19 protein-coding genes are annotated in these 21,456 nt (G+C 57.4%); 5 read left to right on the top strand and 14 right to left on the bottom strand.

What is annotated here, in order from left to right; genetic code table 11:
- On the bottom strand, positions 1-4,953 hold the full coding sequence (locus ACQG11_RS02965) for an alpha-2-macroglobulin family protein (protein ID WP_426728164.1): 4,953 nt from the start codon (positions 4,951-4,953) through the stop codon (positions 1-3).
- 286 nt (positions 4,954-5,239) lie between these two features.
- Between ACQG11_RS02965 and ACQG11_RS02970 the strand changes: the two genes are divergently transcribed.
- The 4 genes from ACQG11_RS02970 (at position 5,240) to ACQG11_RS02985 (ending at position 9,869) form a co-directional block, all read left to right on the top strand.
- Complete coding sequence (locus tag ACQG11_RS02970; protein ID WP_038416508.1) at positions 5,240-6,784, top strand: PTS transporter subunit EIIC; 1,545 nt, start codon at positions 5,240-5,242, stop codon at positions 6,782-6,784.
- Between the two features lie 12 nt (positions 6,785-6,796).
- On the top strand, positions 6,797-8,164 hold the full coding sequence (locus ACQG11_RS02975) for a 6-phospho-alpha-glucosidase (RefSeq protein ID WP_426728165.1): 1,368 nt from the start codon (positions 6,797-6,799) through the stop codon (positions 8,162-8,164).
- Between the two features lie 89 nt (positions 8,165-8,253).
- The gene (sseA, locus tag ACQG11_RS02980; RefSeq protein WP_426728166.1) at positions 8,254-9,099 is read left to right on the top strand and encodes a 3-mercaptopyruvate sulfurtransferase; all 846 of its coding nucleotides are present in this window, start codon (positions 8,254-8,256) and stop codon (positions 9,097-9,099) included.
- The gene (locus ACQG11_RS02985; protein ID WP_023306706.1) at positions 9,099-9,869 is read left to right on the top strand and encodes a MurR/RpiR family transcriptional regulator; all 771 of its coding nucleotides are present in this window, start codon (positions 9,099-9,101) and stop codon (positions 9,867-9,869) included. Before sseA ends, ACQG11_RS02985 begins: the two co-directional genes overlap by 1 nt.
- 17 nt (positions 9,870-9,886) lie before the next feature.
- On the opposite strand, the gene sseB is transcribed toward ACQG11_RS02985, so the two are convergent.
- The 11 genes from sseB to trmJ form a co-directional block, all read right to left on the bottom strand.
- Positions 9,887-10,663 carry an enhanced serine sensitivity protein SseB gene (gene sseB, locus ACQG11_RS02990; RefSeq protein ID WP_032623766.1) on the bottom strand — a complete coding sequence of 259 codons (777 nt, stop codon included), beginning with the start codon at positions 10,661-10,663 and terminating at the stop codon, positions 9,887-9,889.
- Positions 10,664-10,759: 96 nt separating this feature from the next.
- Positions 10,760-12,046, bottom strand: a complete 1,287-nt coding sequence (gene pepB, locus ACQG11_RS02995; protein WP_426728167.1) for an aminopeptidase PepB — start codon at positions 12,044-12,046, stop codon at positions 10,760-10,762.
- A 60-nt stretch (positions 12,047-12,106) separates the two neighbouring features.
- Positions 12,107-12,307, bottom strand: a complete 201-nt coding sequence (gene iscX / locus ACQG11_RS03000; protein WP_003860650.1) for a Fe-S cluster assembly protein IscX — start codon at positions 12,305-12,307, stop codon at positions 12,107-12,109.
- A 1-nt stretch (position 12,308) separates the two neighbouring features.
- A complete protein-coding gene (fdx, locus tag ACQG11_RS03005; protein WP_003860652.1) occupies positions 12,309-12,644 on the bottom strand; it encodes an ISC system 2Fe-2S type ferredoxin in 336 nt (111 codons plus the stop codon).
- Between the two features lies 1 nt (position 12,645).
- Positions 12,646-14,496 (bottom strand): Fe-S protein assembly chaperone HscA, encoded by a 1,851-nt coding sequence (gene hscA, locus ACQG11_RS03010; RefSeq protein WP_426728168.1) that lies wholly within the window; start codon positions 14,494-14,496, stop codon positions 12,646-12,648.
- A 14-nt stretch (positions 14,497-14,510) separates the two neighbouring features.
- Positions 14,511-15,026, bottom strand: coding sequence for a co-chaperone HscB (gene hscB / locus ACQG11_RS03015; RefSeq protein WP_022649017.1), 516 nt, complete (start codon positions 15,024-15,026; stop codon positions 14,511-14,513).
- A 198-nt stretch (positions 15,027-15,224) separates the two neighbouring features.
- A complete protein-coding gene (gene iscA, locus ACQG11_RS03020; RefSeq protein ID WP_003860659.1) occupies positions 15,225-15,548 on the bottom strand; it encodes an iron-sulfur cluster assembly protein IscA in 324 nt (107 codons plus the stop codon).
- Positions 15,549-15,561: 13 nt separating this feature from the next.
- A complete protein-coding gene (gene iscU, locus ACQG11_RS03025; RefSeq protein WP_003860661.1) occupies positions 15,562-15,948 on the bottom strand; it encodes a Fe-S cluster assembly scaffold IscU in 387 nt (128 codons plus the stop codon).
- Positions 15,949-15,972: 24 nt separating this feature from the next.
- On the bottom strand, positions 15,973-17,187 hold the full coding sequence (gene iscS, locus ACQG11_RS03030) for a cysteine desulfurase (protein WP_006176692.1): 1,215 nt from the start codon (positions 17,185-17,187) through the stop codon (positions 15,973-15,975).
- A gap of 117 nt (positions 17,188-17,304) precedes the next feature.
- Positions 17,305-17,796, bottom strand: coding sequence for a Fe-S cluster assembly transcriptional regulator IscR (gene iscR / locus ACQG11_RS03035; RefSeq protein WP_003860665.1), 492 nt, complete (start codon positions 17,794-17,796; stop codon positions 17,305-17,307).
- A 236-nt stretch (positions 17,797-18,032) separates the two neighbouring features.
- Positions 18,033-18,758 (bottom strand): tRNA (cytosine(32)/uridine(32)-2'-O)-methyltransferase TrmJ, encoded by a 726-nt coding sequence (trmJ, locus tag ACQG11_RS03040; RefSeq protein ID WP_015572157.1) that lies wholly within the window; start codon positions 18,756-18,758, stop codon positions 18,033-18,035.
- Positions 18,759-18,890: 132 nt separating this feature from the next.
- On the opposite strand from trmJ, the gene suhB reads away from it, so the two are divergent.
- Positions 18,891-19,694, top strand: a complete 804-nt coding sequence (gene suhB / locus ACQG11_RS03045) for an inositol-1-monophosphatase (RefSeq protein WP_022649020.1) — start codon at positions 18,891-18,893, stop codon at positions 19,692-19,694.
- 60 nt (positions 19,695-19,754) lie between these two features.
- Here suhB and ACQG11_RS03050 read toward each other — a convergent pair whose 3' ends face one another.
- Positions 19,755-20,735: a nickel/cobalt transporter gene (locus tag ACQG11_RS03050; RefSeq protein WP_426728169.1), complete on the bottom strand. Its 981-nt coding sequence runs from the start codon at positions 20,733-20,735 to the stop codon at positions 19,755-19,757.
- Positions 20,726-21,364, bottom strand: coding sequence for a DUF1007 family protein (locus ACQG11_RS03055; RefSeq protein WP_022649022.1), 639 nt, complete (start codon positions 21,362-21,364; stop codon positions 20,726-20,728). The genes ACQG11_RS03050 and ACQG11_RS03055 overlap by 10 nt, the downstream gene beginning before the upstream one ends.
- Positions 21,365-21,456 lie beyond the last annotated feature (92 nt).

Raw genomic sequence — 21,456 nt, forward strand, 5'->3', positions numbered from 1 at the left:
TTACGGAACAACGATCAGCGGGCCACTGGCCGCCCCCGTTGCCCGCCACTGCGGAACATACATGGACTCGACCATAGGAACAGGCACCTGGTAGGTTCCCGGCGTAACGGCACGGGCCAGGTAAACCAGCGTGACCGGCTGACCTTCATTGACCGGCACGGCGGCCACAAAGCGATCGTCGCGGAATTCCATGTGCTGAATATCAGACTGTTGCATCTGATTCAGCAGGTTTTGCACTTCACTGCCGCTGTCCTGCAAGCTGGCGCTGCTGCTCGCCAGATTCTGGTTTTCCAGCTCCAGACCTGCCGGGAGCAGATCCACCACCAGCGCATCCGGTACGTTCTGGCTTGCCTTCACTTCCAGCCACACCAGAACCAGCTCACCGCTCTTAAGTGAAGAGAGCGACTTGCTGCTGCCGTCTGTCGACAGGATATGACGTTCAATCTGCAAGACGTGAGAAGATGGCTGGGGCGCATACTCCGGATAGCCAGTAGTGTCCAGTCGTACCCACAGCGGCGTCGTGCCGGTATTCGTCACCTGCAAGGCACCAGGCTGGTCGCCGTTCAGGTTTTCTACCTGCGCTTTATCACTGCTCTGGGTCTGTTCAGAGAGGGTGGTCGTTGCCTGCCACGCGCCTGACAAGGTTTGCAGTGAACGTCCAGCCAGGAACAGCGCATTGCTCTCCTGGGTTGACAGCCAGCGCTGGCTGAACGCGTCTTCAGATAACGCGTTCAACAGCCTGTTTTGCGCATCCGGCAGCAGCTTGTACTCTTCCAGCAGGGAGAGCATCAGGGCATTATCACGCAGCTGGCTGCCGTAATCCGCCATCCAGTTTCGGCTGTCGTTACGGGGTGTTTTGAGAGCCAGATCCAGCGCCTGCTGGCTGCGCGGTGTATCCCCCATCAGTTTGAGTGCCATGCCCAGCTGCATCAACGGAAGCCCGGAAGCGGCCTGAGCGTGACGCTCCCAGATTTCACGCAGTGCACCGAGCGGCGCTTTTTGCTGACGAGCCAGCACCAGCGAAGCATACGCCTGGACAGCAAATTTGCTGGCCTGGGTGTCGTCGCTGTAGCGGATGGACATCATCCCCGGATCCTGTAAATAGCGCAGCAGTCGGCTGTTGGCGTTATTCACCGCCTCGGCAGGCACGCTGTAACCCTGCTCCCCTGCCCGCACCAGGAAATCCGTAACATAGGCGGTCAGCCAGTACTCTTCCGGGCCGTTTTTATCCCACAAGGCAAAACCGCCATCGTCACGCTGCATTTGCAGCAGACGGGAGATGCCGATATCAATGGCCGCACGGCGTTTATCGTCGGTGTCGCCTTTAATGCCCAACGCCGTAAGCTGTGCCGCGTTGGTGTAGAGGGACGGGAACAGGCCGCTGGTGGTCTGCTCAAGACATCCGTATGGATAGGCCTGAAGTTCACGAATGTAGCGCGCCAGGTTCAAAGGTGGTTTACCGCTGAGCAATAGCTGTCCCTGTAGCGTGGCAGGCGAGAAACCGTCGATATGCTGTGCTGGCGCGCTCCAGGATTCGCCAGGGTTCAGCATCGTGCCCGTATTCACCGTTTGCGCCGGGAATGCGGGGCGTACACCAATTTTCCAGCTCTTCTGCTGCGGCGCAAACGTCTCACCAGGGAGCTGAAGCCCCGTCACCTGAGCAGTTACTTCACCATCGCCATAGCCTTCCAGCGCGCGCACCGGAATAAACAGAGTGCTACGAGCGCCAGGCGGCAGCTTAACCGGCTCTGGCTGAGCACCTTCGAGCGACACCTTACCGGTTGCGGTTAACGCAATGTTCAGCGTTTGCGGCTGGTCAGTAAGGTTGGTCAGGTCCAGCGTCAGGCGAGAGGTATCGCCACTTGCGAGGAATCGCGGCGTGTTAAGCTCGGTGATAATCGGAGCCGCCACAATGATTTTGCTTTCGCTGCTGCCGAAATCGTCTTCCGTCCAGGCCTGCGCCATCAGGCGCAGTTCGCCGTTGAAATCACCGATCGGCAGCGTGATGGTGCCTTCACCGTTGGCATCAAGCGTAACCGGCTGCGCCTGCTGAGCAATAATGGTGACATGGTTCACCGGTGGCTTACCGCCGCGTTTCAGTTCATCGCCGTCTCCGCCAAAGCGCAGTGCGGCAAGACGTCCCTGACCTTCAATCACCTGGCCGTAAACATCATAGATGTCCGCGCCATAGCGCTTCTGACCGAAGAAAGCTTCCCACGGATCCGGCGTGACGTAGTCGGTAATGTTCAGCACGCCGCTATCAACAGCCGAGACCAGCACGTTCACCTTCTGTGGCACAGCCCCCTCTTTTACGCTGGCTTTCACTTTCACAGAAAGCGTCTGGTTCGGACGCATTTTTTGTGGGTTATCAAGTGCGATGCTCAGGCGACGATTTTCGTCCCCCATTGGCAGATGCAGCAGACCAACCGCGCGTTTTGGCGTGGCGGATTTAGATTTATCGCCAGGACGAACCACCAGCGTGCTGAGGTAGAGATCGTGACGTTTCCAGGCCTTATCCACCGGAATGGCGAGATCCAGACCGTTAACCGGTACGTCGATCTCTTTCCACCACAGTGGCCCTTCGCTGGATTCGATCATTGCATAGCCCTTGCCTGCGGCCGGCGCGGCGATGTGCAGTTGGATGGTATCGCCTGGCTGATAGGATGGCTTGTCCAGTTTCAGCGTCACACGATCCGGGCGTGCAGCACCCGTGCCATCGCTGTTATCCTGCCAGCTGTACCCCGCCCAGAAGCGCACGCTGCTGACCATGCTATCAGGGGCTTTCACTTCCAGACGGTATGAGCCCCACTCCACCGGGAAGGTGACTTTACCGGTTTCATCGGCCTTGAGGTTAAGTTCCTGCTCGCCCTCAACCAGATCTTTTTGATCAAACTGAGACTGCCAGCCCTCGCTCTCGGACCAGTTCCAGAAGTAGTCGCGACGCTCACGGACCAGACGCACCTGCAGACCAGATACCGCTTTTTTCGCACCGCTGGCATCGGCATAGACGATGTCAAAGCTGGCGTTGCCGTTCTCATCAACAATCGGCTGGTTGACGGTGGTATCGGTGCGGTAGTCGTACACGGCCTTGCTGGCGAACTGTGGGCGGATCCCCGGAAGTTCAGCCGCAGGCCAGATAGCCTGCTCGGCGCGTCGCGTTACCGGACGCCCGCCTGATTCCAGCAGGCTGGCTTGCAAAATCAGTTGCAGCGGCGAGTGCACCTCTTTCCACTGGCTTTCGGTGGTAACCTGTCCGCGCCCCTGTTCGTCCAGCGTAAGCTGCACTTCATCCAGGCTGCGGCTCAGGTTCTCCTCGGCAATATCACCGAACTGGAAGCCAGGCAGTGCAGGCACCGCGTCACGTAGCGGACGCAGGAAAAGCTGGCCTTGCAGAGAATTACCGTTAGCCGGCGCGCCATACAGGTAATAGCCCACAACGTTAAAGTCCACATCCTCCTGCGGGGAAACCGGCGTTTTTTGCCCGGTCAGATTCAGCGCCATACGCTCAGGCATAAAATCTTCGACGTGGAAATCCCACATGCGCTGCTGGTTATCGCCCGTATTCGCGCGAATATGCCACATGCCGGTCTGGGCGCCGCTATCAAGCGAATAGTTGAAGCGATAAAGGCCGTTCTCAGGTTGCACAACGACCGTACGCGCTACCTGGCCGTCCGGACGCAGCACGTCAAGTTTTACCGGCTGCTCGGGAAGCGGTTTGCCATCGCTGTCGCGAAGCAGGCCGTTAAGGATCACCGTTTCACCCGGACGATAGAGATCGCGCGGGCCAAACATAAAGAACTGTTTGCTGTAACCCGGGTTACCGGCGATATCAAACTCCGCCAGATCCAGCGCCGGAAGTTTGAGGTCAAGAAGCGTGGTCTGGCCATCTTTACTGGCCAGGATCAGCGCGGCTTCTTTATCGGTTTCCAGTTTCGCATGACCATCGGCGTCGCTGTTCGCCTCGGCCAGGGTCTGTCCTTTATCGTTCAGAAGGGTAATGGTCACGCCTGACTGCGCCGCACCGTTTTCAAGACTCTGGGTGAAGATGTCCAGGCGGTTATGATAACGGTGAGCGGACAGCCCAATATCACTTAAGGTAAAGAGCGTCGCGGCGTTACTGTAGTTATAGTGACCAGCCTGATTCATCACGGCGATATAGACGCCAGACTGCTGGAGCGGCTTAATATCTTTGAGCGGCAGGAGCAGTTTTTCACGCGTGTTGCGCGCCGGGTTGAGGTCGAAACGGCCGGTGTAGACCAGTTCCGCCATCTTCAGCAGGTTGTCAGATTCCCAGTTGGTCAGCGAGTTACGGTACTCCCACTGGCTGACAAACGAGGCCAGCGACTCCGGCTTAACGCGGTAGAAGTTCACGTCCACATTGTTGACGTTGAGCGCCATCACCGGCAACCCTTCCACCACTTTACCCGGCAGCAGCGATCCGCGGCTGGCGAATCCGACCGTCGGTTCAACATCCCGGGTGGTGATCGCTTTTTCATAGTCAATGCCGAATGTCGCTTTGTTCAGCGCCAGCAAATTACGCTCGACGGTGACGACCAGATTACGATTCGGCTCCAGATGGCGCAGGCGCAGCTCTTTCAGATTGGGGGCCAGTTCCCAGGCGCCGTCCACTTTGCCACTTTTTTTATCCACCACATGCACCGTTTTCGCAAAATCCTGGCTGGGATCCAGCGGTACAGAGAAGGTCAGAACCAGTGTCGCAGCACCGTCGAGTTGCACTTCAGAGGCATCCAGCAGCGTCAACGCCTTACCCTGACTCTGCGCGGCCAGCTCAGCCAGCTTTTCAGGATCCGGTTTTGCCGGGGTTTTCTGTTCTGATGTGGTAGACGCTGCGGGGGCAGCGGCCTGAGGTTTGTCATCGCTGTTATCACAGCCGGCAAGCGTAAAGGTGGTGAGCAGCGCGAGAGAGATCGCAGCTAAGCGAAACGGTTTCATCCTATGTCCCTGGCCTGAAGGGCCTGTTGGTCGTCGTCCGGATAAGTATTATCCGCAAGTTTCGTTAATACAAAAAGTCCAATTTTATAATCTGGAAAGCGCCTCGCAGAATGGCATCGTACTCGCATGCGAGGGTGGAACCGCGATCACACAGCGTAACGTAACATGTTACCTTTCGCGTCATTTGTTTTTAAAACAAGAAGATAGCTGGATAAGCTCGCATCATGCCTGCTAGTTTTATGACCATGACGCACCCCGAGTGCGCGGTTCAATAAGAGAGAAAGCCATGAAACGAGCCGTGAACGCCCTACAAAATTTCGGAAAATCACTTTACGGACCTGTACTTATCTTACCTATCGTCGGTCTGTTTATCGCCTTTGGGAATGTGCTGGGTAACGGCAATCTGGCCGAGTACCTGCCGTTTCTCGGCCATCCGCTGATCCAGAGTGTCGGCCAGCTGATCGCCAAATCTGCCGTGTCGGTGCTGGTCAACCTGGCGCTGGTGTTTGCCGTCGGGATCCCCATTGGCCTGGCAACCCGAGACAAAGGCTACGCGGCGCTGATTGGGCTGGTGACTTTTATCGTGTTTATCAATGCCATGAACGTGACGTTACAGCTTCAGGGAGAACTGGCCCCTGCGGAGCAGATGAAAGCCGCCGGACAAAGTATGGTACTGGGCGTCCAGGTGCTGGAGATGGGCGTTTTCGCCGGGATCCTGACCGGGGCGCTCTCCGGTTATCTGTACAACAAATATTCCGGTGTCCAGTTTAACGGCGCGATGGCGATATACTCCGGCCACTGCTTTGTCGCGATTGTGATGTTGCCAGTCTCTATGCTGCTCGGCGTGGTCATGAGCGAACTCTGGCCGTACGCACAGCATGGAATAAGCGCCCTGGCGCTGGCGATCAAAGGGTCCGGTCCGTTTGGGGTGGCGATCTACGGTTTCCTTGAACGCATTCTGGTGCCGACGGGCCTGCATCATCTGGTCTATACGCCGTTCCTGTATACCGAACTGGGCGGTACGCAGGAGGTGTGCGGTACGGCTTACCAGGGCGCGCGCAATATCTACTTCGCCGAGATGGCCTGCCCGGACGTGAAGCAGCTCAGCAGCACCGTGGTGTGGGATGCTCGCGGCATCAGCAAGATGTTCGGCCTTCCCGCCGCCGCGCTGGCGATGTACATGACCGCGAAGCCAGAGCGTAAAGCGATTGCGAAAGCCATTCTGATCCCGGCGGCGCTGACCTCGCTGCTGGTCGGCGTAACCGAGCCGATCGAGTTCTCTTTCCTGTTTGTCGCCCCGCTGTTGTTCGTGGTGCATGCGGTGCTGACCGGCATTGGCATGATGCTGTTCACCCTGTTTGGCGTTCACGCCATCGGCGCCAACGGAATTATCGATTTTATCCTCTACAACCTGCCGCTCGGCACGGAAAAGTCCAACTGGCCCATGTACATCGTGGTCGGGCTGATCATGTTCGCCCTTTATTTCGTGGTGTTCCGCTTCCTGATCCTGCGTTTCAACATGAAAACGCCCGGTCGTGAAGATGACGATCGGGAGACGCGCCTCTACAGCAAACAGGAATACCAGGCGAAGGGAAATAACGACGGGCTGGGCGAATCGATCGTCGTCGGTCTGGGCGGTCGGGAAAACATTCAGGTGGTTGATAACTGCTACACCCGCTTACGCGTCACGGTGAAGGACGTCGCCATCATCGACGAACCGCGCCTGAAAGCGACCGGCGCGAAAGGGATTATCAAACAAGGTAACAACGTTCAGGTGGTCTACGGGCTGCATGTCAAAAAAATGCGAGAAGCCGTTGAGACGTTTCTCTGAAAGGAGCTAAAGATGTTAACACCCCCATTCATTCTGTCGATTGCCGGCGGCGGCAGCACCTACACGCCAGGTATAGTGAAAAGCCTGATGGTACGCCTGCACGATTTCCCCCTGGCAGAGATTCGCCTGTATGACATCGACGAGGCGCGCCAGAACACCATTGCGCCCGTAGTGGAAAAGGTCATTCGCGACCACAGCCAGAGCATCAAATTCACGGTCACCAGCGATCCGGAAGTGGCCTTCAGCGGCGCGCATTTTGTTTTTGCTCAGATGCGCGTCGGACAGTACAAAATGCGCGAGCAGGATGAAAAAATTCCGCTGCGCCACGGAGTGGTCGGCCAGGAAACCTGCGGACCCGGCGGGCTGGCATATGGCCTGCGTACGATCCTGCCGATGGTAGAGCTGATCGATAGGGTGGAACGCTACGCGCACGAGAAAGCGTGGATCGTGAACTACTCCAACCCGGCGGCGATCGTCGCTGAGGGCGTGCGTCGCCTGCGCCCCAACGCACGCGTGCTGAACATCTGCGATATGCCTGTCGCCGCGATGCGCAATATGGGCGCCATTCTGGGCGTGGACCGTCATAAACTGGAGGTGGACTATTTTGGCCTCAACCACTTCGGCTGGTTTACCCGCGTGCTGGTGGACGGCGAGGACAAACTGCCGGAGCTGCGTAAACATATCGCGAAGTTTGGCCTGCTGACGGAAGACGCGGCCAAAACCGACCCGCAGCACTCGGATCCGTCATGGGTGAAAACCTGGCGCAACATCAAGCCGATTATGGATAACTTCCCGGAGTACCTGCCGAACCCGTATCTACAGTACTACCTGATGCCGAACCAGATTGTGGAGCATCAGAACCCGGACTATACCCGTGCCAACGAAGTGATGAACGGACGTGAGAAAAAGCTGTTTGCCGCCGCCGAAGAGTATCAGCGCAGCGGGATCTTACCGGACGCCTTCCACGTAGGTGTTCACGGCGAATTTATCGTCGATGTCGCCTGCTCGCTGGCATTCAACCTGCGCCAACGTCATCTGGTGATGATGGAAAACCGCGGGGCGATTACCAATCTGCCGTACGATGCGGTGGTGGAAGTACCTGCCTATATCACCTCCGAAGGGCCGGAGCCTGTCCGCGTGGGTCAGGTGCCGTTGTTCCACCAGACGCTCCTGCAACAGCAGCTCGCTTCTGAACAGCTGCTGGTGGAGGCAACCATCGAAGGCAGCTACGAGAAAGCGTTGCAGGCGTTTACCCTGAACCGCACCGTGCCGACCATGGAGCACGCAAAAGCGATTCTGGATGAGATGATCGAAGCCAACCGCGACTACTGGCCAGCGCTGCAAAAGGCATGGCAGGACGGTGAAGCGGTGAAAAAATAGGGGCTTGCTCGCGAGTTGAACGTGGTTAACTTGTCGGTGTCAGAAAAAACACCGACAATCCTTTTTTACGGAAAAGAATGGAGGCAACCATGTCCACCTCATATTTTGTCGCCGCCGACTGGCTGATTGAGCACGGCGACGACCCGGAAGTTCAGATTATCGACGCGCGCATGGCCCCTCCGGGCCAGGAGCATCGTGACGTTCCCGCTGAATATCGCGCAGGGCACCTGCCTGGCGCGGTTTTTTTCGATATCGAAGCCCTCTCCGATCACACCTCTCCCCTGCCGCACATGCTGCCTCGTCCGGAAGCGTTTTCCGTGGCGATGCGCGAGCTCGGCATCAGCAAAGACAAACACCTCGTTGTTTACGATGAGGGTAACCTCTTCTCCGCCCCGCGGGCGTGGTGGATGCTGAAAAACTTCGGCGTGGAAAAAGTGTCGATTCTGGCGGGCGGGCTTGCGGGCTGGAAGCGCGACGAGCTGCCGCTTCAGCAGGGCGACGTGACGCTGCCGGAAGGCGAATTCGATGCCACGTTCGACGCACACGTGGTGAAACGCCTGACCGACGTGCTGGTCGTGAGCCATGAAAAAACGGCGCAAATCGTCGATGCCCGTCCTGCTCCGCGCTTCAATGCAAAAGCGGATGAACCGCGTCCGGGGCTGAAGCGCGGACATATCCCGGGGGCGCTGAACGTGCCGTGGGGCGATCTGGTGTTTGAAGGCGAGCTGAAAACCACCGATGAATTGCGTGCCATTTTTGAACGTCAGGGCGTGGATTTGCATCGTCCGGTTATTGCCAGCTGCGGCTCCGGCGTGACGGCCTGCGTGGTGATCCTGGCGCTGGCAACCCTTGGCGCGAATGACGTGACGCTGTATGACGGCGCCTGGAGTGAATGGGGTGCACGGGACGATCTGCCGGTAGAACCGGCGAAATAATGGATAACCGCCTGGCAACGCTGTTAACACGCGGGTCGTCACTGACCCGCGCGGAGTATCGCGTCCTCGCCCACCTCACTGAGCATCCGCTGCTGGTGGGCAATATCACGGTGCGCGAGCTGGCGCTGGCGACATTTGTTTCCACCGCGACGATTATGCGGCTGTGCCAGAAGCTGGGCTTCAGCGGATTTAGCGAGTTTATCTGGCACTGCAAGCAGCTGCTTTCTGACACGCCGCATATCACCGTACAGTCTGCGCAACATGCAGAAATGCCCGCGCTTTTTGCCCGGTTTATTGCCAACTATCAGCAGACCTTCCAGTGGGTTACCCAGGACAAACGCCAGCAGTTTGCCAGCCTGCTGCGCCAGAAAGAGAGCTTCTTTCTCTACGGCGCCGGGTTTTCATATCTTTTTGCCGAGTACCTGACCAAGAAGTTGCAGGTGCTGGGAAAAACCGCGTTCATCTCCGGACCGGGGGACAGCCGGAATATTTTTCTCAGCAACGCCGCACGCTATCAGGTATTTATTGCCGTTTCGCGCAGCGGCGAAACGGAGCAGGTGCTGGATAAAGCGCGGATCGCCAAAAACGTCGGCATGACGATCGTCGCGTTTACCCGCGCGTCGGCCAATACGCTGGCAGGTATGGCCGACGTGCATTTTGCCCTCTATGACGAAGCGGTACATTTCGCCGCCGAAGCCGCAGGGGTGACGTCGTTTGAGTCGAATCTGGTGCTGCTGATGGATTTACTGTTGCTGGAAGCAACGGGGTGAAGGTCACCCCGCCGTAATCAGATAATGCGGTTGGTCTTGAGATCGCGCAGGAAGCCGCCCCAGCGACGCTCGTAGAACGGAGTGATGTGCTCGGTAATAAAGTGGCTGATGCCCTGCTCACCTTTCTTCACCTGACAGATATCAATCGGCTCATCGCCCGGGAGCGTGTCGGTCGCTACGCTTCCCGCCGCCTGGATGATCTCGTCGATATCGCCATCGGCCTCAATTCCAATCAGCAGAACAGGCTTTTCGTCAGCGCTCTCTTTGATGGAGCAGAGGAACGCGCGTTTTACGGGCTTGATGGTTTTAAACAGCGTGGTCAGGGAGTCAATCATCTGCGCGGGCGGCTCGGCCACTTCAGACAGTAGCAGCGTTTCGCCCCCTTCCAGCACCTCCTGGGTGCTGAGCGGGTTGCCCTCGTCACCAATCAGATGGCTGATTTCACGCGGAGTGAACTCTTTCCCTGTCGGCAGTTTGGCGTTGAGGAACAGCGTCTGCCCCAGGGTCATTTCGAACAGCGTGCGCACCGGCATCACCACGAACGCCTGTTCGTCTTCTACCGCTTCCTGCAAGGCCTCGAGCGAGGTAAAGAACGGGATCACCGACGTGCCGTCGTCTTTCTCCCAGTGCAGCAGATCCAGCGCGCTGTCTTCGACAACCTGCTCCCCTTCCGCGGCGGTGCCCGGCACCCAGACGGTGGATTCCAGCAGCGTGCGGAAAAAGGCCGGACGGTGGGCGGGCTCGGTCGCCGCCTGCTCCAGCAGGGTTTCTAATTCGTTTTTGGTTTCTGACATAGTTTGGCTACTTCACAATTGCCCGGCGGCGCAACGCTTGCACGGGCCTACGGGTTTTGTAGGCCGGGTAAGCGTAGCGCCACCCGGCAAAAAAGATCACTCAGCCGTCAGCAGGTTCGCCACGGTACGCACACCCAGACCGGTTGCGCCTGCGGACCACTGCTCAACCGCCGCTTTACGGTAGGTTGCGGAGCAGTCAATGTGCAGCCAGCCTTCATGGTAGTTCTCAACGAAGTGAGACAGGAAGCCTGCTGCTGTGCTGGCTCCCGCCGGGTACGCCGCGCTCGCGGTGTTGTTCAGCTCGGCGAAGTTAGACGGCAGCTGGCTGCGGTGGAACTCGGCCAGCGGCAGACGCCAGAACGGCTCGTTTTCCGCCGCCGCGCTGGCCAGCAGGCGAGCGGCCAGCTTGTCGTCGAAGCTGAACAGCGCATGGTAATCGTTGCCAAGGGCAGTTTTCGCCGCGCCGGTCAGGGTCGCCATGTCGATAATCAGCTCCGGCTTCTGCGCAGAGGCGTCGATCAGGCCATCGGCCAGCACCAGACGGCCTTCGGCATCGGTGTTCATCACCTCAACATTTTTACCGTTGCGGTAGCGAATGATGTCGCCCAGCTTGAAGGCGTTGCCACTCACCATGTTATCCGCGCAGCACAGGTAGAGCTTCACGCGCTTGTTCAGACCACGGGTGATGGCGAACGCCAGCGCGCCGGTAATGGTCGCCGCGCCACCCATGTCGGACTTCATGGAGTCCATGAACGCGCTCTGCTTCAGGCTGTAACCGCCGGTATCGAAGGTGATACCTTTCCCGACCAGACAGGCAAAGACCGGCGCTTCTTTATCGCCGGTTGGGTTGTAATCCAGCGCCAGCAGGACCGGAGGACGCTCGGAGCCACGACCCACGGTGTGGATACCCATGTAATTTTGTTCGCGCAGGTCTTCACCTTTGGTGATGCGGTAGGACATCTTGTCGTCCGCCACGCCGCACAGCAGGTCAACCGCGCGCTGCGCCAGCTGCTCAGGCCCCAACTCTTCCGCCGGGGCGTTGATGGTGTCGCGCACCCAGTCGATAATTTTCAGGCGGCTTTCCAGCTCTTTCTGACCGGCTTCATCGAGGTTCGCCCACTCAATTTTACGGGTGCCTTTCGGCCCTTTGTAACCCGCCCAGAAAGCCCAGCTGCGGTCGGTGTCCCAGCCTTCGCCAGCCAGAGTGACATGCTTAATGCCAAGGCCGTCAATTTTACGCGCGGCGCGCTGGATCAGGCCCAAATCATCGTTGCCCGTCAGGTGCAGGGTAATGCCGTCGTTATTAATGCTCCAGGTGGCTTTCTCGCCCCAGCGCGCGTCGGCAGGCTGATTCGAGAGCGTAATCTTCATCGCTTCGGTCATTTTATTTTTCCTTATTAGCAACTAGCAAACGGGCCGCCTGAAGGCAGCCCGTTTTGTTATTTATTCTGCTTCATCTAACCAGACTAACAGAATCGCCTCCAGAATTTTTTCATTGGATGCGTTTGGATCATCGTCGAAATCCTCTAAATCGCAGATCCACTGGTGCATGTCGGTGAATCGTACGGTCTTCGGATCGAGATCCGGGTTCGCGTCGTAGAGCGCTTCGCCGATTTCACGGCTGTCTGTCCACTTCAGTCCCATATCAATGCTCGCGTGCGTGGTTGATGGTGTAGCGTGGGAACTCCACGACCAGATCTTCATCGGTCACCGCAGCCTGGCAGCTTAAGCGGCTGTCTGGCTCCAGACCCCATGCTTTATCCAGCATGTCGTCTTCGTCTTCGGTGCTCTCGGCAAGAGAGTCAAAACCTTCACGCACGATGCAGTGGCAGGTTGTGCAGGCACAGGATTTTTCACAGGCGTGTTCCACTTCGATACCTGCACGCAGGGCTACATCGAGAATGGTTTCGCCGGTCTTCGCTTCCAGAACAGCACCATCCGGACAGAGGTCCGCATGAGGCAAAATTACAATCTTTGGCATATTAAACCTCGTCCACGGACTGGCCTTTCAGCGCGACGCGGACAGATTTGTCCATGCGGCGAGCAGCGAAGTCCTGGGTTTGTTTATCAACGTTTTTAATGGCTTCTTCTATCGCGTCAGCGTCATTGCCTTCGGCCACGGCGCTTAAGCGCGCGGCAGCGTCATCAATCACCTGACGCTCAGCGGCGCTTAACAGCGCGGCGTCGGCAGCGAGCGCGCCGTTCAGACTTTCCAGCACGCGTGCGGCTTCCACTTTTTGTTCCGCCAGCATACGCGCCTTCACATCCTGCTCGGCGTAGCTCATTGAGTCCTGAATCATGGAGGCGATTTCGCCATCGGTCAGGCCGTAGGACGGCTTCACCTGAATGGACGATTCGACGCCGGTGGATTTTTCCATCGCCGTCACGCTCAGGAGACCGTCCGCATCCACCTGGAAGGTGACGCGAATATGCGCCCCGCCCGCCGGCAGCGCCGGAATTCCGCGCAGCGCAAAGCGCGCCAGAGAGCGGCAGTCCTGCACCAGCTCGCGCTCGCCCTGCATCACGTGGATGGACATCGCGGTCTGGCCGTCTTTGAAGGTCGTAAACTCCTGCGCGCGCGCCACCGGAATGGTGGTGTTACGGGGAATGACTTTCTCCACCAGGCCGCCCATGGTTTCTAAACCCAGAGACAGCGGGATGACGTCCAGCAACAGCATTTCGCTGTCCGGCTTGTTGCCGACCAGGATATCGGCCTGGATAGCGGCACCCACGGCAACCACTTTGTCCGGGTCGATAGAGGTCAGCGGCGTGCGGCCAAAGAATTCCCCTACGCGCTCACGTACCAGCGGCACGCGGGTTGAGCCGCCAACCATGACCACTTCCAGCACCTCGTTAGCCTCAACGCCCGCATCTTTCAATGCGCGACGGCAGGCCAGCAGGGTACGCTTAACCAGAGGCGCAATCAGTTCGCTGAACTGGTCGCGGGTGATCTCACCCTGCCAGCCTGCGACGTCCACGCTGACGGACTGCGCATCGCTCAGGGCGATTTTGGCGTCGATGGCCGCATCCAGCAGTTCACGCTGGACGCGCGCATCGCTGCGATCGCTGATGCCCGCCTGCTCGCGGATGTAGTCCGCCAGCAGATGGTCGAAGTCATCGCCGCCGAGCGCGGAATCCCCGCCGGTGGCCAGCACTTCGAACACACCGCGGCTTAAGCGCAGGATAGAGATATCAAACGTCCCGCCGCCGAGATCGTAAACCGCAATCACCCCTTCCTGACCGGAATCGAGGCCGTAGGCAATGGCTGCCGCTGTCGGTTCGTTCAGCAGACGCAGCACGTGCAGGCCCGCCAGACGCGCGGCGTCTTTGGTGCCCTGACGCTGTGCATCGTCGAAGTAGGCCGGAACGGTGATTACCACGCCGTCCAGATCGCCACCGAGCGTCGCCGTCGCGCGCGCCGCCAGCGCTTTGAGGATGTCAGCAGAAACACGAATCGGGTTCAGCAGACCGGCAGATGTCGCAATCATCGGCAGGCCGTTTTCGCTGGCCTGTAACTGGTACGGCAGATGCGGATAACGGGTCTGGATATCCGCCAGCGAGCGGCCCATCATGCGCTTAGCCGAGCTGATGGTGTTAGCCGGATCGCGCGCGGCATTGGCGCGGGCATCAAAGCCGACAGCGTGACCCTGCTGCTGGTAGTGGACCACGGAAGGCAGCAGATGGCGGCCCTGCTCGTCAGCCAGCGTTTCCGCCTGGCCGCTACGCACGGTCGCCACGAGAGAATTGGTGGTGCCCAGGTCAATACCGACCGCCAGACGACGCTGGTGCGGTGCGGCGCTTAAGCCTGGCTCACTAATTTGTAATAAGGCCATAATTGCTTCCGAAATTAAAAATCGAGCAGCTTTTCTTCGAGTTGTTCAGCACTGCTTCGCAGTTTATCGAGAAAACGGAGTTTGCGCACAGTGTCTGCCGCCACGTCCCAGGTCTCGTTGTTCAGTTGCTCAACCATCTGCTGATGGCGGGTATCGAACATGCCCTTTACGCGCTGGAGAAAACGTTCCAGACGCGCTTCGTCTTTAGCCTGTTCAATTTCATCCAGCTCTTCGCGAAGCTCCAGCTGCTCCATCAGAAACGCGGTGTCGCGCACGGTATGCTGTTCGCTCGCCAGATCAAAACCGTGGAGCGAGAGCAGATATTCTGCACGCGCCAGCGGATGACGCAGCGTTTGCCAGGCCTGGTTGATGGTTGCGGAGTGTGATACCGCAGCCAGCTGCTCTGCCTGCGTCCCGCTGGCGAATTTATCCGGATGGTACTGACGCTGGAGATCCTGAAAACGGATCGTCAGCGCCTGGAGATCAATCGGGTATTGAGCGGGTAGTCCGAAGAGAGTGAAGTAATCCATAACAATCTCAGGGGTAGCCTGTTAGAACAAACCCCACGCGCAGCAAAGCCACGGTGGGGTTATACCTTCTTACTTCGCGCTGCAGATGCGTTGTCTGCGCTCGTTCACCCCAGTCACTTACTTAAGTAAGCTCCCGGGGATTCACTCGCTTGCCGCCTTTCTGCAACACGAATTAATCGGTATAACAGCGGAACGCGGTTAAACGTGGAAGCTTTCGCCGCAACCACACTCGTCTTTGACGTTCGGGTTCGTAAATTTGAACCCTTCGTTCAGGCCTTCTTTTACAAAGTCCAGCTGAGTGCCGTTGAGAAATTGCAGGCTTTTGCCATCGACCACCACCTTCACGCCCTTGTCTTCAAACACGGTGTCATCAGACGCCGGTTCGTCAACAAACTCCAGTACGTAAGCCATACCAGAACAGCCGGAGGTACGTACGCCCAGTCGCAGGCCAAAGCCTTTACCACGGTTCGCCAGAAAAGAGCTTACTCGCGCGGCAGCGCTGTCGCTAAGGGTAATCGACATACTCAAACCTCAATTATTTTGCTTCACGTTTGCTTTTGTAATCCGCAATGGCGGCTTTGATCGCGTCTTCTGCCAGAATTGAACAGTGAATTTTCACCGGCGGCAGTTCGAGTTCTTCAGCAATGTCCGTGTTTTTGATTGCCTGTGCTTCGTCCAGAGACTTGCCCTTCACCCACTCGGTGACCAGGGAGCTGGAGGCGATAGCAGAACCGCAGCCGTAGGTCTTGAAGCGCGCGTCTTCAATGATACCTTCATTGTTGACTTTAATCTGCAACTTCATCACGTCGCCACACGCTGGCGCGCCAACCATACCGCTACCGACAGATTCGTCGCTGTTGTCAAAAGAGCCAACGTTGCGCGGGTTCTCGTAATGATCGATAACTTTTTCGCTGTATGCCATGATTGAATTCTCCTTATGTACCGATTAGTGATGTGACCATTCAATGCTGTTCAGATCCACGCCCTGCTTGAACATTTCCCACAGTGGAGAAAGGTCGCGCAGACGGCCGATGGAGTTACGGACCAGTTTGATGGTGTAGTCAATCTCTTCTTCGGTAGTGAAACGACCTAAAGAGAAACGGATAGAGCTGTGTGCCAGCTCGTCAGTCATGCCCAGCGCACGCAGCACGTAGGATGGCTCCAGGCTTGCAGACGTACAGGCAGAACCGGAAGAAACGGCCAGGTCTTTCAGCGCCATGATCAGCGACTCGCCTTCAACATAGTTGAAGCTGACGTTGAGGATGTTCGGCGCGCCCTGCTCGAGATCGCCGTTCAGATAGACTTCTTCCATATCCTTCACGCCGTCCCACAGACGGTTACGCAGTGTACGCAGGCGTGCCATCTCGCTTTCCATCTCTTCTTTCGCGATGCGATACGCTTCGCCCATCCCCACGATCTGGTGAACAGGCAGCGTACCGGAACGCATGCCGCGCTCGTGACCGCCGCCGTGCATCTGTGCTTCAATGCGGATACGTGGCTTACGACGAACGTACAGCGCGCCGATCCCTTTCGGGCCATAGATTTTGTGGCCGGAGAAGGACATCAGGTCCACTTTCAGCTGGCTCAGGTCGATAGGCAGTTTGCCCACGCTCTGGGTCGCATCCACGTGGTAGATGATGCCGCGCGCACGGCACATTTCGCCGATGGTGGCGATGTCCTGCACAACACCGATTTCGTTGTTAACGTGCATGATGGAAACCAGAATGGTGTCATCACGCATCGCCGCTTCGAGCTCTTTCAGGTCGATGATCCCGTTGCTCTGCGGCGCCAGGTAAGTCACTTCGAACCCTTCACGCTCCAGCTGACGGCAGGTGTCCAGCACGGCTTTGTGTTCGGTTTTGCTGGTGATGATGTGCTTGCCTTTTTTCTGATAAAAGTTGGCTGCACCTTTGATCGCCAGGTTGTCGGATTCGGTCGCACCGGAGGTGAAAACAATTTCACGCGGGTCGGCACCGACCAGGTCAGCAATCTGATTACGGGCGATATCAACCGCCTCTTCAGCATGCCAGCCAAAACGGTGTGAACGGGAAGCTGGGTTACCAAAGTTTCCGTCCAGGGTCAGACACTGCATCATTTTCTCGGCAACACGCGGGTCCACCGGCGTGGTTGCGGAGTAGTCGAGATAAATCGGTAATTTCATTGCTCTATAAACTCCGTACATCGCTTCAATGCAAGGAATCAGGCAACCGGCTGGATGTACGACCGAGTACGCGGGGTGTGACCACCCCGGCCTGATTCTGAATACTTATCTTTTTAATTACGCGCGCAGTTTAACGTCGATGGCGTCCTGCGTGCGGGTGCTGCGTTGTGAATCCTGACTGTGCTGACGACCAGAAACATCCAGAACTTCCTGGTTATTAACCAGCTCACCCAGGGTGATGTTATTCAAGAAGCCGGTCAGACGGTCGCTCAGATCGCGCCACAGCGCGTGGGTCAGGCATTTATCGCCGCCCTGACAGCCGCCTTTGCCCTGGCAACGGGTCGCGTCAACGGATTCGTCAACTGCGCTAATCACTTCGCCAACCGCAATACTGCCCGCGTCTTTACCCAGCAGATAACCGCCGCCCGGGCCACGAACGCTGGACACCAGTCCATTTTTACGCAGTCTGGAGAACAGCTGTTCCAGATAAGAGAGGGAGATCCCCTGTCGTTCAGAAATATCAGCCAACGGAACCGGGCCCGCTTCGGAGTTGAGCGCAACGTCCAGCATCGCGGTCACGGCATAACGCCCTTTAGATGTCAGTCTCATGTCTTACTTAACCTCAAACTCGCCCCTGCCCGGGGTTTTTTATTGTAAAATGGGGGTATTGCATAGCAGGGCCAAGTCTGACATTCCTGACTAAATTGGTCAACTATTTACTTGACTGTTTTAGTCAGGTATTTAACCTTCTGTGCCGTATTTTTTGCCCGGCGGCGCTGCGCTTGCACGGGCCTACGGGCTTTGTAGGCCGGGTAAGCGAAGCGCCACCCGGCGAACACACGGCACTACTCTTTATTCTTCTGCTCAATCGACGCCAGGATCCCGCGCAGGATGTTCAGCTCCTGGCTTTCCGGGCGCGCCCGGGTGAACATACGGCGCAGCTTGTTCATCACCTGCCCTGGATGGCCTTCACGGATAAAGCCGGTAGAGAGCAGCGTCTGCTCCAGGTGGCCGTAGAAGCGCTCCAGATCGTCCACCAGCGGGTAGGCCGTCTCTTCTTTAGGTTCGACCGGTTTTTCCTGCGTCGCCAGCCATGCCATGCGCACTTCGTAGGCAATCACCTGCACCGCCATCGCCAGGTTCAGCGAGCTGTATTCCGGGTTTGCGGCAATCGCCACGTGGTAGTGACACTTCTGTAGTTCCTCGTTGGTCAGGCCAACGCGTTCACGACCAAACACCAGCGCAACCGGCGCCTGTTCCGCTTCTGAGATACTTTTCAGGCCGCATTCGCGCGGGTCCAGCATCGGCCAGGGCAGCGTACGGGAGCGCGCGCTGGTCCCCACCACCAGACTGCAACCGGCCAGGGCTTCGTCCAGGGTGTCCACAATCTGTGCATTCCCTATCACGTCGCTGGCGCCGGCCGCCAGCGCAATAGCCTGAGAGTCTGGTTTCACCAGCGGATTAACCAGCCACAGGTTCGTTAAGCCCATGGTTTTCATAGCGCGGGCCACAGAGCCCATGTTGCCGGTGTGCGATGTTTCGACCAGCACGATTCGAATGTTTTGCAGCATAATTTTTAGATGTCTGGATTCAGTGTCTGAAGAATATTCGGGCATATTATCATAAACGAGAGACATAATCCGATCCCGCTGCTATACTCTGCGCCGATTTTCCTGTTCTTTAACATCCAGTGAGAGAGACCGATGCATCCGATGCTGACCATCGCCGTGCGCGCAGCGCGCAAGGCGGGTAATGTAATTGCCAAACACTACGAAACCCCAGACTCCGTAGAAACCAGCCAGAAAGGCAGCAATGATTTCGTGACTAACGTCGATAAAGCCGCCGAAGCGATTATTATCGAAACGATCCGCAAATCTTACCCGCAGCACACCATCATCACCGAAGAAAGCGGTGAACATGAAGGTACCGATCAGGATGTTCAATGGGTTATCGATCCACTGGATGGCACTACCAACTTCGTTAAACGCCTGCCACACTTCTCAGTTTCTATCGCAGTACGCATCAAAGGCCGTACTGAAGTCGCCGTTGTTTACGATCCAATGCGTAACGAACTGTTCACCGCGACACGCGGTCAGGGCGCGCAGCTGAACGGCTACCGTCTGCGCTGCAGCAATGCACGCGATCTGGACGGCACGATTCTGGCGACCGGCTTCCCGTTCAAGGCGAAGCAGCACGCAACCACTTATATGAATATCCTCGGCAAACTGTTCACCGAATGCGCGGACTTCCGTCGCACCGGCTCTGCTGCACTGGATCTGGCCTACGTGGCGACCGGCCGCGTTGACGGTTACTTTGAGCTGTCACTGAAGCCGTGGGACTTCGCGGCGGGCGAGCTGATCGCACGTGAAGCTGGCGCGATTGTTTGTGACTTCACCGGCGGCCATAACTATATGTCTACCGGCAACATCGTTGCAGGTAACCCGCGCGTTGTTAAAGCCATGCTGGCAAACATGCGTGAAGAACTGAGCGATGCGCTGAAGCGTTAATCCAGTCTGTTAAGCCCGGTGGCGCTACGCTTACCGGGCCTACAAACCCCTCAGGTATGGCTAAAAAGGCCGCAACCCCCTTCCCACCGGCACCGCGCTCATCCACATCGTGACCGCAGCCACCAGCAGAATCACCCCGCCCGCCAGCGCAAGCGTCGTCCAGCCAACCTGTCGCCACAATACCGGCGTTTTATTGCCGCTGAGTTTTACCGCCAGCTGACGGAAGCTGTGCACCAGCAAGGCTAACGAAGAGATAGTCAGAGATGTTCCCGCCGCCATCGCCAGCGCCGAGATCATGCCCCAGCCAAATACACCTATCACTTTGCTGAACAACAGCACCATGATTGCGCCCGAGCACGGACGCATCCCCATTGAGAGAACAATCATCAGGCGCGCACGCCAGTCGTCACCATTCTGTAATTGTTCCTGCGTCGGGAGATGCTGATGCCCGCACCCGCAGTTTTCATGGTGAAGTTGATGCGGCGTAAAGATTTTGAATTTTGGTTTTTGCAGCAACGCGCGCAATTTTTTCAGCGCCCTCAGGCAGAGGATCAGCCCCAACACGCCTACCAGCGCGTAACTTCCCTTCTCCAGCCAGAAGCTGCTCATATGCAGCTGGCGGGCTGGGAGCTGTAGCAGCGAAAGGACGACCACGACCAGCGCAATTGCCACACCGCCCTGAAGTAACGAGGAAGCCAGCGTCAGGCCGATACTCGATTTCAGCTTCGACGGATGGGTGGCAAGCCAGGTCGTGATGACGATTTTGCCGTGCCCCGGCCCCAGGGCATGTAGCACGCCATAGATAAAGCTGAACGCCAGAAGAGAGCCGCCCGCTTTGGACGGATTTTCCGCCACGGCTTTCAGCAGCCCGCTCATCTGCTGATTAACTTCCCGCTGCCAGAAGATACTTTTCATCATCACCTGCGGCCATGCCTGCCACAACCAGAGCGCTCCGCCAGACGCTAACAGCAAAAAGAGCGCCAGAGGCCAGAGGTGCAGCCAGCGACGCGGCTTACTGACGGGGGAGGAGATCACTGACATTGTAACGTCACCTCCTGCGCAAACTGTTTTCCTAATTCCATGTCTTCTGGAGGCGCATCTTCTTTATCAAGGGAAACGGCAAAGTTCAGCGTCTCTTCACTGGGCGTCGGCGTGTGCACGGCAATTTTGCAGCTTTTTTGCAATATTTCTGGCAACTGTACGTCGCTGTCCTGGGCGTAATGCATATCGACATAGTAGGTTGGGTCAAACGTGGAAAACCTGTACTTCTGCCCGGCCAGCGGCTGAGGGTGCGCCAGCGGAAGGATAAACGTCAGCACCGCCTGATGGCCGTCGCGGGTCATACCGTACTCCGTGGGACGGTTAAGAAATTTCACCTTTTGTCCGTTGTGCCAGAACTCGGTGAAGTAGTGCTGACCCAGCACGTTGGCCATGACTTCCGCCGCCAGCTTTTTCCAGATCTCGTCGCCGGGCTTTGCGTTTCCGGCATCGTACAGCAGGTCGGCGGAGGTGATTTCATCCATCGTCCAGCGCATCTTCAGGCCGCTAAGCTGTGTGCCGTCCGTCACCAGTTCGGTTTTCAGGCTGATAAAGCTGTGAGGATGTGCGCTGGCGGCGGAGGTGATAACCGCCAAAAATAACGCTGTCACGCTTTGTTTAACTGTTTGCATCAATTCCTCACGTCAAAAATTCTGTGATGTTCGCCAGCAATCCTGAATGAAAGGCCTGCCGGCGCGCTTTTCAGCGCCCATCCTTTAGCTAT

The organism is Enterobacter cloacae complex sp. 372C4 (assembly GCF_050030615.1).
In the GTDB taxonomy this organism is placed as follows: Bacteria; Pseudomonadota; Gammaproteobacteria; order Enterobacterales; family Enterobacteriaceae; genus Enterobacter; species Enterobacter intestinihominis.